Source organism: Gordonia sp. 11cp (assembly GCF_057767225.1).
In genome coordinates this window covers 3,403,760-3,416,377 of sequence record NZ_CM173437.1, presented here as the reverse complement: position 1 = coordinate 3,416,377, position 12,618 = coordinate 3,403,760, and the positions used below count along the sequence as shown (strand labels likewise).

Below are 12,618 nucleotides of genomic sequence, written 5' to 3'. Positions count from 1 at the left end.
CACACGCGCGACCCATCCACACCCGAAAGGCCACCACCCATGACACAGGACACCGGAGCCACCACCGGCACCTCGCCGGCTTCTCCCGGAACACCCTCTCCCCCTGGCGATTCCGGGATCGAGATCTCGACCCGACGACGCTGGCCGCTGATCGTCGGCGCACTGGTCGTGGTCGCCGTCATCGCCGCGGTGATCGGCTGGCGCTTCCTCGGTTCGGACTCGACGTCCCCGAACGAGACCGCCGGTGCGACACTGACCGTCGTCACCGCCGAGGGCAACGCCTCTGAGCAGGCGCTGGTCGAGTTCATCGCCGATGAGGTCGCACCCCGGTACGACATCAAGGTCGCGTTCAAGGGCCTGTCCGACTCCACGACGCTCAACCGCGCGGTCAGCGACGGGGAGGTCGCCGGCACCGTCTATCAGCACAAGCTGTGGCTGTCGCAGGTCCTCGAGGCCAATCCGGACTTCCAGGAGGAAGCCGCGACCCCGGTCTTCCGCTGGGGATTCGGGATCTGGTCGGACAAGTACCGGAATGTTGCCGACCTGCCGCAGAACGCCCGGGTGTCCCTGTACTCCGATCCCGCCAACGAGGCCCAGGGACTGTGGCTGCTCGAGCGCGCCGGACTGATCACGCTCAAGCCCGGTGTGGACAAGTGGAAGGCTACCCAAAAGGACATCGCTACGAACCCGCGCAACCTGCAGTTCGTCCTGCTCGATTTCGCCGCCCAGTCGCGCTCGCTCGCCGACCTCGATGCGACCGTCGGCTACACCGAGTACTACCTCGCCGCGAACATCGACATCGCCAAGCAGATCTATGCTCCGCCCGCTCCGGACGAGTTCGCCGGGCAGCTGACCATCGGGACGAAGTGGAAGGACACCGAGAACATCAAGAACCTGGTCGCCGCTTTCAAAGACCCTGCCGTACAGGAGTTCCTGCGCACCGATCCGCGGGTGAAGGGCATCCTGCTGCCCCTGTGAGCCGCAGCAGCGCCGGAGCACACGCCGTCGCCGCACCCGGGTCGCCCATCGCGACCCGGGTGCGGTCCGCATAGGCTCACCGCGTGAGCCGCACACATCACGGACACGGTCACGCGCATTCGCTGTCCGACATCAGCCACACGCTCTCGCCGTTCGCCCGATGGTTCGTCATCGGAACGCTCGCGGTGACCGCGATCGCGGTCGCCGTCGGGATGGTCGTCCTGTGGCCGTCGGACTCCGAGCACCCGATCCCCACCCAGTTCCGGTCCGCCGACGGCGGGCCGATCACGACGGTCGACGGCGAGATCGTGGACCAGTTCCATGCGAACTGCCTCAACTCGGTGGCCGGGTCGGTACTCGAGACCGCCGACATCCCGGTGAACCCGGTCCCGGGCGGACCGTGCATCCTCAACGCCGCCCGGTTCTCCTCCGGCGAGGCAGCCGGTCAGTACACGGTGTTGGAGATCCCGACGAACCGGGCGCAGGCCGGGTCGGGGCCCGACACCGTGGCACCCGCGGCCGGAACCCTCGACGACCCGCAGGCCGGGCAGCCGACACTCAACGTCGGGGACGGCATTCGGCTCTCCACCGTCCCCGGACCCGACGGCAACCGGTACACCTTCTTCGACTTCCAGCGCGGCTCGGCGATCATCTTCTGGGCCGTGCTGTTCATCGCCGCGATCGTGCTGGTGGCGGCGTGGCGCGGCTTCCGCTCGATCATCGGCCTGGCGATCGCCTTCGGAATCCTCACGGTGTTCACCCTGCCGGCCATCCTCGACGGGGCGTCGCCGGTCGCGGTGGCGATGGTCTCGTCGGCGGCGATCCTGTTCGTGGTCCTCTACCTTGCGCACGGGGTGAGCCTGCGGACGAGTTCGGCTCTCCTCGGGACGCTGACTTCCCTTCTCGTCGCCGGCTTTCTGAGTTGGCTCGCCATCCGGACGATGAACCTCACCGGCCTGTCCGGCGATCAGACCACCAATCTGCAGGTGTACCAGGGCAACATCTCGGTCAGCGGCCTCCTGCTCGCCGGGTTCATCATCGGCACCCTCGGCGTGCTCAACGACGTCACGATCACCCAGGCCTCCGCGGCGTTCGAACTGGCCGCGGCCGGCGAACCCTCTCGATTGGCGACCTTCCGCGCCGCGATGCGCGTGGGTCGCGACCACATCGCGAGCACGGTGTACACCCTCGTCTTCGCCTACGCGGGCAGTGCCCTACCGCTGATGCTGTTGTTCTCGGTGGCCCAGCAACCGCTGGGCGGACTACTCACGACCGACGTCGTCGCGGTGGAGCTGGCCCGGTCGTTCGTCGGCGGTATCGCGATCGCGCTGTCGGTTCCGTTGACGACGGCCATCGCCGCCGCGCTCACCACTCCGGCGGGCGCGGCACGGACGACCGCCGCGCACGCCGCGGCCGGATGACGGTCAGCACCTGCCCTTCGGCAGGTCGGCCAGATTCTTGCCGAGCCAGTTGCCCAGGCGCGTCAGCATCTTGGTGCCATCGGTGAACGACCCGCTACGCGGTATCGCGGCCATCGACACCGCCACCTGACCGCCGGTCGTGCTGATGATGCCCAGCTGGCGGACGAGGTGCGCCGACGATTTCGACGTCGCCGGACCCCACCCACCCTTGACCGCGGTCACCGCACCCTGATTGCGTCCCACCTTCGCGATGCCCCATTGCTGATTCGGGGCGACCCCGCTCATCAGCCGGACGATGTGCTCGCTGCCGGAGAGGCACGGCAGGTGGGCACCGAAGATCGCCTGGTCGCGCAATGCCCACGACGTGTGTCCGGGGTACGACGGCGGGTTGTCGACCTCGGAGGACACATGTGTCCGGACATCGTGACCTTCGCGCAGGACTGCGCTGACGGCATCGACGGAAGCCTGTCCGCCACCGAGCACCCCCCACAGCTCGCCGGCGGCGTCGTTGTCGGAGAACGTGATCGCCTTGTCCTCCATCGCGGCGACCGCCGGCCCGCGCTCGCGTTGCGCGGCCAGCGAGACCGGGACCTTCATCGTCGACCACGCGCGCCCCGATTTGAGCGATCCGAGGGAGATGACCTCATCGCCGCCAACCGGCACGATCGCGATCCCGAGCTGTCCGGGCAACGACTTCCGCATCGACTTCGTCAAGGCGGCATAGCTCCTCGCCAGCTTCTTGTCGAGCGGCTCGGGCGGTTTGAACCACGTCGCGAAGGGCTCCGGCAACGGCGGCAGCACGGGGAGCGGCATCGCCGTCGCCGAGCCCGCACCGATCACGACCGACATCGCAACCGCGCAGAACACCACGCCGATCCTTGTCACAGCTTTCACAATTGTCTCCTGAGTCACTCCAGACACATGAGCCTAGGGTGGTTCGGGAGCATGGACCAGGCTGTATACCCAATCGGAACCTTGCTGCGACCGGTGTCACATCTGACCACCAAGGCGAACCGCCCCTGAAACCCACCCTGCAGCGAAGGAGCGACGACCATATGACGTTCAGGCTCCCCTGACGGGCGGTTTCCGGGCAGACCTTGACGGCAGCCCCCGCCGGACATCTCGCGCGCCTCGCATGATCCCCGCGCATGACTACGCTGTGCGTCGTGGCGCCGTGAACTCGGCGGGACCACTTCGGCCTGCCCGCTTCGCTCCCGGCGCCAGGACGGATTCGGCCCGCCCGCTTCGCTCCCGGCGCCAGGACCACTTCGGCCCGCCCGCTTCGCTCCCGGCGCCAGGCGCCCCGACCCATGTGAGGAATCACCCGGACATGTCTGCGCTGACCAAAGGCCAGAACGGCCCGTTGTCGACCCCCGATGTCGTCGTCTCCGTGGAGCTCGCGACGGCCGCCGACCTGTCGGCCCTCCTGGTGACCGACCGCGGCGTGGTCCGCAGCGACGACGACTTCGTCTTCTACAACCAGCCCTCGGGACCGGGCGTCCGGCTGCAGCAGCTTCCCGGAGGTACGGCGCAACTGCACATCTCGACCGGTGCCATCCCAGCGGACATCGACGCGGTACGCGCGGTGATCACCCTCGACGATGCGTCGACGACCTTCGGGCGGTTCGCGCCGCCGGTCGCGCGGGTCGCCGACTCCGCCGGGCGCCCGCTGTACGACTTCACCGTCACCGGTCTCACCACCGAGTCCGTCGTCGTCGCGCTGGAGGTGTACCGGCGCAACGACGACTGGAAGGTCCGGGCGGTCGGTCAGGGGTACGCGGGTGGTTTCGCCGATCTCGTCCGTGACCACGGGGTCAGCGTCGACGACGAACCACAGGCGGCACCCGCCGCGCCCGCGCCGGTCAGCTACTCGCGTCCGTCCGCGCCCACGCCGCCCCCGGCCCCGCCACAGACCACCGCCCCGCCGCAGCCCGCGACTGCACCACCCTCCCCGGCCCCGACCGCCTCCCCGGAGATCAGCCTCCGCAAGGGTGCGCCGGTCAGCCTGGCCAAGGGACAGCGGGTCACTCTGCGCAAGGAGGGCGGGGTGGCGCTCACCGACATCCAGATGGGGTTGGGGTGGGACCCGGTGCGCGGGGGATTCGGTCGCGGGGGCTCGATCGACCTCGACGCCTCGGTCCTCATGTTCTCGGGTGAGAAATGCGTCGAGACCGTCTACTACGGTCATCTCAACAGCAAGAGCCGCTCGATCCTGCACTCCGGGGACAACCTCACCGGCGAGGGCGAGGGCGACGACGAGGTCATCCGCGTTGCGCTGCAGTCGGTTCCACCCGAGGTCGACGCGCTGGTGTTCATCGTGACGTCCTACCGGGGCCACACATTCGAAAAGATCGAGAACGCATACTGCCGGCTCGTCGACGAGACGACATCCGCCGAGCTGGCCCGCTACACACTCAAGGGCGGTATGCCGTTCACCGCGGTCGCGATGGCCGTCATCTCCCGCGACGGCGGCGAATGGAAGCTGCGCGCGATCGGCGAGGGATTCAACGCGAAGACACCGAAGAAGGCCGTGTCACACGTCGGCCGCTTCCTCTGACGCCGATCAGTCAGATCACGCCGTGCAGTGGCGGTTCCTCGCCGCGCAACACCCAGCGACCGATGTGCTGGTACTTCCACCGGACGGGATCGTGCAACGTGTGTGTCCGGGCGTCACGCCAGTAGCGATCGAGACCGCTTCCGGCTGCGGCGCTGCGGGTCCCACTCACCTCGAACAGCGCCGACGCCACCGGGGTGGCAACACGATCGGCCACCGCCTTGGCCGTCGCGACAGCGATCGAGGCCTCCGCGACAGCGGTCGAAGAGACGGCGACGTCGGTACGGCCCGACGCTGCGCCGACGGCCGTGTCGACCCGGCGCCCGGCGGCGGCGAGAGTCGCCTCCGCGGTCGCCACGTCGACCTCGAGCTCGCCGAAACGCTGCACCACGAGCGGATCGTCGACGGCGCGGTCCACACCGGCCTCGAACCACGGACGGGACTTGGTGCGCACGAACTCCGATGCCTCCCGCAGCGCGCCGCGGGCGATACCGACGTCGATCGCCACGTGCAGGAGTTGGGCGAACGCGCCATACCCGGTGGGTGCGGACGTGGCCGGTGCCCGCGCCACCAGGTCCTCGACACCGACGCCCACTCCGGTGAACCGCACGGTGCCCGATCCGGTCGTGCGCTGCCCGACCGCATCCCAGTCGTCGACGATCTCCACGCCGTCGGCGTCGGCCGGGACGAATGCCACGTACTCGCCGGGAGCGAGGTCGCCGGCGGCGACGTCCAGCCTGGCGAGCACGGCGAGCGTGTCCGCGAACAGCGAACCCGTGCAATAGAACTTCTCACCGTCGAGGACGAAACGCCCATCCTCGCCGTCGATCGGGGTCAGCCGCGTCGAGATGTCGGCGACGGTCTTGCCGCCCCGCTCGGACTGGGCATTGGCCACCCGGCCACCGGCGAGCACGTCGGTGAAGATCCGCTCCTGCAACGCATGTCCGGCCGACAGCCGGACGAGGTTGAGATACACGAAGTGGCTGTGCGGGATCTGCGCGATGCTCGCGTCCGCGGCCGCAAGGATCGCCACCACCTCGGCGAGCACGCTGGGCCGCACGTCGAGACCGCCGAATCGCGCGGGGACGGTGAGCGCCAGCAGACCCGACTCCGAGAGCCGGTCGATCTCGGCACGGGGCAACCGCCGTTCGCGGTCCCGTTCGGCGGCCCCCACCGCGAATTCGGCGGCCAGTTCCCGCGCGACGGACAACGCCTCGGCGTCGGTCCCGATTCGCGTGGCGGACCGGGACCGTGCCTGGCTCACTGCGGTCACGCCACTCCCGCAGGGGCCTGGGCAGTGTCGCTCTGGGCACCCTCGATCTCACGGACCAGGGGAAGGACCTTCTCGCCGAAGTACTCGATCTCCTCCTGGAAGTGCAGGAAGCCGCCCAGGATGAGGTCGACGCCCAGACGTTTGTAGGCGACGATGCGCTCGGCCACCTGCTCCGGGGTACCGATCAGCTGGGTGCGGAAGCCGTCGTTGTACTGCACGAGGTCCTCGAACGACGAGTCCGCCCACATGCCCTTCTTGTCGCCGGTGGAGTTGCCCGCCTGCTGGACGGCGTCCCGGAAGCCCTCGACCGCCGGACGATTCGCCTTCTCGACGATCTCGCGCAGGGTGTCGCGGGCCTCCTTCTCGGTGTCACGCGCGATGATGAAGCCGTTGAGCCCGAACTTCACCTCGCGCTCGTGAGCGCGTGCGACGGCGCGGAGGTCGTCGAGTTGTTCGGTGACGCCGTCGAAGTCCTTGCCGTTGGAGAAGTACCAGTCCGCATAGCGTCCGCCGTTGTTGCGGGCGGCCGACGAGTTGCCGCCCTGGAACAGCTCCGGGTTCGGGCGCTCAGGCGTGTTGAGCGGCTTGGGCTTCAACGTGAAGTCGTGGATCCGGTAGAAGTCTCCGCGGTAGTCGACCTCGTCCTCGGTCCAGATCTTGCGGATGACCTCGAGGAACTCACCGCTGCGCCGGTACCGTTCGTCGTGCTCGAGCCACGGCTCGCCGAGGTGGGTGAACTCGTCCTTGAACCAACCGCTGACGACGTTGATCGCGAAGCGGCCCTTGGACAGATGGTCGGCGGTCGCGCCGAGCTTGGCCAGGACGGCCGGATGCCAGAGACCCGGGTGCACCGCGGCGATCACCTTCAGCCGCTGCGTGGCGAGCAGGAGAGCAAGGCTGAAACTCGTGGACTCGTGCTGGTACTCGGCTCCGTAGCTCGCCTCGTACCGCACCTGCGACAGCGCGTACTCGAAACCGTTGTTCTCGGCGGTCTGTGCGAGTTTGACGTTGTAGTCGTAGTCCCAGCCGGTGCGCTGCTCGATGGTGCTGGTGACCAGACCGCCGCTGACGTTGGGCACCCAGTAGGCGAACTTGATCTGGTCCGCGATGGACTCGGTGGACATAACTACCTCCGCGAGGTGTCGGTGACGTGACTAGGGACGAAAAGGGTTGTCGTTCAGGACGATGCGGCCTGCAGGCGCGGCAGGAACGCGGTGCGCACGGCCTCGGACGGGCCGGCCGAGGCCGGGTCGAGCAGCCCGAGCCGGGCGAGAGCGGGCCGGACACCTTCGCCGAAGTGGTAGGCCTCCTCGAGATGCGGGTAGCCCGACAGGATGAAGTGATCGAGCCCGAGCGCGGCGTACTCGCCGATGAGTGCGGCCACCTCGTCGTACGAACCGACCAGAGCGGTACCGGCGCCGCCTCGGACCAGTCCGACCCCGGCCCACACGCCGGGGTGGATCTCCAGCGAGCGCGGATCGTCGTGGTCGGCGAAACCGGCTCCCCGGCCGTGCAGTTCGGACATACGTCGCTGCCCCTCGGACTCCGAACGCGCCAGATTCTGTTGGGCGGTGGCGACCTGTGCGGGGTCGAGCGCGCCGAGCAGACGAGCCGCCTCGGCCCAGGCCTGTTCGGACGTCTCGCGTGCGATCACGTGGAATCGGATGCCGTGCGAGAGTTCCCGCCCCTGCGCGGCGGCGAGGCCGTTGACCCAGGCGATCTTCTCGGCGACCGCCTCCGGACGCTCACCCCAGGTGAGGTAGGTGTCGGCGTGCTTGGCAGCGACATCACCGGCGGCCGGCGACGATCCCCCGAAGAAGATCTCGGGAGTCGGGTCGGGGCGTCGTCCGAGCTGCGCGCCTTCGACGCGCAGATACTTGCCCACGACGTCGACGGGTTCTTCCTCGGTCCAGAGCCGGCGGATGATCTCGAGGTACTCGTCGCAGCGCTCGTACCGCGCGTTCTTCGCCAGGAAGTCACCGAAGGCGCGCTGCTCACTCGACTCGCCGCCGGTCACCACGTTGACCAGCAGGCGGCCCTGCGAATGCCATTGGAACGTGGCCGCCATCTGCGCCGCCAGCGTCGGCGAGATGAGTCCGGGGCGGAACGCCACCAGGAACTTGAGGCTCTCGGTCGCGTCGATCAACGCCGCCGTGGTCAGCCAGGCGTCCTCACACCAGAGACCGGCCGGAGTCAGGACGGCCTCGAAGCCGTTGGCCTCGGCGGCGCCGGCGAGCTGCTTGAGGTACCTCAGATCGGCCGGGCGGTCCCCTGTCATCTGGCTGCCGTGTCCGCCGGCGATCAGGTTGCGCGAGTCGCCGTAGGTGGGCAGGAACCAGTGGAAATGCAGAGACACCGCGAGGGCACCTTTCGGTCGGGGCAGCATGACGCGAGCACGACACCGCCACCAGGAGCCGGTGCGGTGTCTCGGCCCAGTGTCGGGCACCATCACGACGACGGACCACAGTTGAAATCGCCCTGAGGGCAACTCGACAACCGCCGGTCCCGAGAGCTACGAGCTGGTGCGCCGCTGGTCAGACCCCGCAGCTCACTCCGACGACGGGCGCCACTGGCCCATACCGAGGAACACCATCACCAGCTGCCGCTCGGTCCGCTCGACGATCTCCTGTTCGGCGCCACGACCGCGGTACTCACCGTCGAGCAGATCGGCCACCGCGGTGAGCATGATGGTCACGATCAGTTCGGCCGCGAGTTCGAGGTCGTCGGGCTGCCACCGCGCCAGGTCGGGCAGGCGGGCGAGATCGATCGCGAGTTCTTTGGAGAACAACCGGAGTTCGGTGTCGATGGCACGACGGATCTCGGCGATACCGCCGTGCTGTTCACGCACCAGGAACCGGAACTGCGATTCGTTCTCGCGAACGTGTCGCAGCAAGATGGCCAGCGAGTTCTGCGCGGTCGGGAGGGCCTCGCGCGCCGCCAGGTCGCGTCGCCCGTCGCGCAGCGCCCTGCGCAGGACGCGCATCGAGTCCTCGACGACGGTGACCCCGAGATCCTCCATCGACGCGAAGTGGCGATAGAAGGCGGTCGGCACGATTCCGGCACCGCGGGCGACCTCGCGGAGGCTGATGCTGCCGAAGCTGCGCTCACCGACAAGTGACCGCGTGGTGTCTAGCAGCGCCTGGCGCGTCTGGTTCTTGCGGTCCGCACGCGTCTGCGCGTCGCGCCGTCCCGACTCTCGCGTGCGTGTCACGCACCCGAGTCTATGCGTCGCGTCGATCGCCGACCCGAACCGGCCGAGAGGTGTCGTGATGGCAGTCACATGACCGAACACTTGACGACCACCCGTGACCCCGTGACACACTAATCGGTGTACACATGTACACCGAAATACATCGAACGGAGCCCAGCCCATGAGCATCCGCACACCCCAGGAGCTGACCCGCTCCGACTCCGGCGCCGCACCTGGCCGATGGAGCCGCCTGGTCGGTTCGATCGTCGAGGCAGCGCTGTCGCCGCATCCGGTCGACCGCTACCTCGAACTGCTCGACCCGATGATCACCTGGCGCGATCTGCGGGGCGAGATCACCCGTGTCGAGCGTCCGACGTCGCGCACCGTACGTCTCACCATCCGCCCGACACGGCAGTGGCAAGGCCACGAAGCCGGCCAGTTCGTGCAGCTCAAGGTCGTCATCGACGGCGTCCGACATACCCGCTGTTTCTCGCCGGCCAATGCGGCCGCGGGTCCGGACGGCGAGATCGAACTGACGATCACCGCCCACGACGACGGTTTCGTGTCCACCCACCTGCGCGAGCACGCCCGCGCCGGGGACGTCGTCGGCCTGTCCGCCGCGAGCGGCGACTTCGTGCTCCCGGAAACCGATCCGACATCGGCGGTCTTCGTCAGCGGCGGCAGTGGGATTACACCTGTACTCTCGATGGCCAGAACACTCGTCTCCCGACAGTACGCCGGACCGATCACGTTCGTGCACTACGCGCGCACCCCGTCCGACGTCGCCTACCGGGACGCACTGCGGGAGCTGGCAGCGGCCCATCCCCGGTTCGACCTCCGCCTGCACCACACCCGCGACGAGGCCGACGGACACTTCACCGCGGAGCACCTCGACGGAATCCCCGGACTGTCCGACGCGGACGTGTTCGTCTGCGGCCCGGCCGCACTGATGGACGAGGTCGCACGAGCTCACGCCGACCTCGCCATCACGCAACCGCTGCACAGTGAGGCGTTCGCCCCGGTCGTCCCGGAGGTCGACCCGGACTCCGTCGAGGGCGAGATCACGTTCTCCTCGTCGGGGGCGGCGGCGACCAACGACGGCCGTCCCATCCTCGACCAGGCCGAGGCCGCCGGACTCACGCCCGACTCCGGGTGCCGGATGGGCATCTGCTTCTCCTGCACCGCGACGAAGAAGTCGGGTTGCACCCGCAACGTACTGACCGGCGAGATCGACGACGAGTCCGACACCCAGATCCAGTTGTGCATCAACGCCCCGGTCGGTTCCGTCGACATCGACATCTGACGTCCGCGAGCCGGCATCGACATCCACTTTTCCCAGCCACATCTCCTCTCCGACAGGAGGCACTGCAATGACCATCGACATCAGCCGTGACATCGAGACCACGATCCCCGACGAGCTGCCCGCGCTGCGGGAGGCCACCGTCCACGACGCCGCGCAGGACCCCAACACCGTCATCCTGTCCTACGAGCAGGTCGAGTCGCTGGGACGCGACCTCGACGAACTCCGTGCCCGCGTCGTCGCCGACCTTGGCCAGAAGGACCGCGATTACCTCTACTCGGTGATCCGTGCCCAGCGCGGCTTCGAGATCGGCGGTCGCGCGCTCATGTATCTCGGGTTCTTCCCGCCGGCGTGGATCGCCGCCGTGGGCGCCCTCTCGGTGTCGAAGATCCTCGACAACATGGAGATCGGCCACAACGTCATGCACGGCCAGTACGACTGGATGCGCGAGGACACCTACAACTCCCGCGAATTCGAGTGGGACACCGTGTGTCCGGCCGACCAGTGGAAGCACAGCCACAACTACCTGCACCACACGTTCACGAACATCCTCGGCGAGGACCGCGACATCGGCTACGGCATCCTCCGGATGGCTCGCGACCAGAAGTGGAATCCCTACTACCTGGGCAACCTCGGCTATGCGACGGCCCTCATGCTGCTGTTCGAGTGGGGCGTCATGCTCCATGACCTCGAGGCCGAGAACGTCATCCAGGGTAAGCGCAAGTGGAGCGACATCAAGGGACTCGTGAAGGGGATGTGGCGCAAGGCCGGTCGCCAGGTCCTGAAGGACTACGTCGTGTTCCCGGCGCTCACCGGGCCGCTGTTCGTCCCCACGCTGATCGGCAACGCCACCGCCAACCTGGTGCGCAACGTCTGGACGTACTCGATCATCTTCTGCGGCCACTTCCCCACCGGCGCTCAGACTTTCACGTCCGAGGAATGCCAGAACGAGACCCGCGGCCAGTGGTACCTGCGGCAGATGCTCGGGTCGGCGAACATCACCGGAAGTCCGTTGTTCCACATCATGAGCGGCAATCTGTCTCATCAGATCGAACACCACCTCTACCCGGACATCCCGGCGAGCCGCTACCCGGAGATGTCGGCCGAGGTACGCGAGATCTGTGAACGCTACGGCCTGCCGTACAACACCGGGTCGTTCAGTCATCAGCTCGCGTCCACGTGGAAGAAGATCGCCAAGCTCTCACTGCCCAACTGGATGACACGCGACGACGACGATCTGACCGTGATCGTCGAGCGCGAGAAGCCCGGTGCCGTCGCCTGACGAACAGTTCTGAGACGGTTTGATCGGTGTGCCCCGGGGTAGTCTCGGGGCACACCGATCCAGTCGTAAGTCCACAACCGACTCAAAAGGGGATGCCCGAGACGATGGTCGACAGCATCGAACGCAACAAGGATCTGTTCCAGGAATTGATCGAATCAACGGCCACTCACGTCGGCCGGATCGCGACGATCATCACCGGCGCCGTCGCGGGCGTGACCCGGGAGATCGGTGAGATCGTGACCGACGGGTTCGAGATGCGTGAGGCCGCCCGCAAGGCCAAGGCCGACGCGGGGTCGGCGGAGACCTTCGGCATCATCGATGCCGAGTTCGCGGACGCATCCACCGAGGTCGACGAAACAGATCCATTTGCCGAATCCGAACAGGCGAGAGAGGTGACCGGAGTGGACATGGACGAACTCCCCGACCGCATCGACGTCGGCGAACAGGCCGGGATCGACCAGGAGGGCGAGGTCTCCCGCGAGGCCGAACTCGCCTCCGACGGCGGCGAGACCGACAAGGACGAGCCGGACGTCGACGATCCCCGCACCGTCGCGGCCTCGGAACCGCGGATGGACCCGACCGCAGGGTCCTGACGTCAGGGGCCTGACCGGGCCGCATCG

11 protein-coding genes are annotated in these 12,618 nt (G+C 67.8%); 6 read left to right on the top strand and 5 right to left on the bottom strand.

Features of this window, described 5'->3' with window-relative positions:
* The first annotated feature begins 39 nt into the window (after positions 1-39).
* Positions 40-978, top strand: coding sequence for a MetQ/NlpA family ABC transporter substrate-binding protein (locus AC3B6C_RS15280; protein WP_488373350.1), 939 nt, complete (start codon positions 40-42; stop codon positions 976-978).
* An 83-nt stretch (positions 979-1,061) separates the two neighbouring features.
* Entirely contained in the window at positions 1,062-2,399 is a 1,338-nt protein-coding gene (locus AC3B6C_RS15275) for a YibE/F family protein (protein WP_488373349.1), read from the top strand.
* 3 nt (positions 2,400-2,402) lie between these two features.
* Here AC3B6C_RS15275 and AC3B6C_RS15270 read toward each other — a convergent pair whose 3' ends face one another.
* Positions 2,403-3,248 (bottom strand): hypothetical protein, encoded by an 846-nt coding sequence (locus AC3B6C_RS15270; RefSeq protein ID WP_488376274.1) that lies wholly within the window; start codon positions 3,246-3,248, stop codon positions 2,403-2,405.
* A gap of 481 nt (positions 3,249-3,729) precedes the next feature.
* On the opposite strand from AC3B6C_RS15270, the gene AC3B6C_RS15265 reads away from it, so the two are divergent.
* Entirely contained in the window at positions 3,730-4,956 is a 1,227-nt protein-coding gene (locus AC3B6C_RS15265) for a TerD family protein (RefSeq protein ID WP_488373348.1), read from the top strand.
* A 10-nt stretch (positions 4,957-4,966) separates the two neighbouring features.
* Here the strand turns inward: AC3B6C_RS15265 and AC3B6C_RS15260 are convergent, their stop codons facing one another.
* The 4 genes from AC3B6C_RS15260 to AC3B6C_RS15245 all read right to left on the bottom strand — a co-directional run bounded on the left by AC3B6C_RS15260 (position 4,967) and on the right by AC3B6C_RS15245 (position 9,437).
* Positions 4,967-6,226: an SfnB family sulfur acquisition oxidoreductase gene (locus tag AC3B6C_RS15260; protein ID WP_488373347.1), complete on the bottom strand. Its 1,260-nt coding sequence runs from the start codon at positions 6,224-6,226 to the stop codon at positions 4,967-4,969.
* The gene (sfnG, locus tag AC3B6C_RS15255) at positions 6,223-7,350 is read right to left on the bottom strand and encodes a dimethylsulfone monooxygenase SfnG (RefSeq protein ID WP_010841749.1); all 1,128 of its coding nucleotides are present in this window, start codon (positions 7,348-7,350) and stop codon (positions 6,223-6,225) included. Before sfnG ends, AC3B6C_RS15260 begins: the two co-directional genes overlap by 4 nt.
* Before the next feature lie 53 nt (positions 7,351-7,403).
* The gene (locus tag AC3B6C_RS15250; protein WP_035717112.1) at positions 7,404-8,582 is read right to left on the bottom strand and encodes an LLM class flavin-dependent oxidoreductase; all 1,179 of its coding nucleotides are present in this window, start codon (positions 8,580-8,582) and stop codon (positions 7,404-7,406) included.
* A 192-nt stretch (positions 8,583-8,774) separates the two neighbouring features.
* Positions 8,775-9,437 carry a TetR family transcriptional regulator gene (locus AC3B6C_RS15245; protein ID WP_014926048.1) on the bottom strand — a complete coding sequence of 221 codons (663 nt, stop codon included), beginning with the start codon at positions 9,435-9,437 and terminating at the stop codon, positions 8,775-8,777.
* A gap of 160 nt (positions 9,438-9,597) precedes the next feature.
* On the opposite strand from AC3B6C_RS15245, the gene AC3B6C_RS15240 reads away from it, so the two are divergent.
* The 3 genes from AC3B6C_RS15240 to AC3B6C_RS15230 all read left to right on the top strand — a co-directional run bounded on the left by AC3B6C_RS15240 (position 9,598) and on the right by AC3B6C_RS15230 (position 12,591).
* Positions 9,598-10,719 (top strand): ferredoxin reductase, encoded by a 1,122-nt coding sequence (locus AC3B6C_RS15240; protein WP_488373346.1) that lies wholly within the window; start codon positions 9,598-9,600, stop codon positions 10,717-10,719.
* 67 nt (positions 10,720-10,786) lie between these two features.
* Positions 10,787-11,998, top strand: a complete 1,212-nt coding sequence (locus tag AC3B6C_RS15235) for a fatty acid desaturase family protein (protein ID WP_014926046.1) — start codon at positions 10,787-10,789, stop codon at positions 11,996-11,998.
* Between the two features lie 104 nt (positions 11,999-12,102).
* The gene (locus AC3B6C_RS15230) at positions 12,103-12,591 is read left to right on the top strand and encodes a hypothetical protein (RefSeq protein ID WP_035717111.1); all 489 of its coding nucleotides are present in this window, start codon (positions 12,103-12,105) and stop codon (positions 12,589-12,591) included.
* Positions 12,592-12,618 lie beyond the last annotated feature (27 nt).

Bases quoted from the DNA above. Each gene is read 5' to 3' on its own strand.
- AC3B6C_RS15280 (WP_488373350.1), top strand. From the start codon at position 40: ATGACACAGGACACCGGAGCCACCACCGGCACCTCGCCGGCTTCTCCC.
- AC3B6C_RS15270 (WP_488376274.1), bottom strand. From the start codon at position 3,248: ATGTCGGTCGTGATCGGTGCGGGCTCGGCGACGGCGATGCCGCTCCCC.
- AC3B6C_RS15265 (WP_488373348.1), top strand. From the start codon at position 3,730: ATGTCTGCGCTGACCAAAGGCCAGAACGGCCCGTTGTCGACCCCCGAT.
- sfnG (WP_010841749.1), bottom strand. From the start codon at position 7,350: ATGTCCACCGAGTCCATCGCGGACCAGATCAAGTTCGCCTACTGGGTG.
- AC3B6C_RS15240 (WP_488373346.1), top strand. From the start codon at position 9,598: ATGAGCATCCGCACACCCCAGGAGCTGACCCGCTCCGACTCCGGCGCC.
- AC3B6C_RS15235 (WP_014926046.1), top strand. From the start codon at position 10,787: ATGACCATCGACATCAGCCGTGACATCGAGACCACGATCCCCGACGAG.
- AC3B6C_RS15230 (WP_035717111.1), top strand. From the start codon at position 12,103: ATGGTCGACAGCATCGAACGCAACAAGGATCTGTTCCAGGAATTGATC.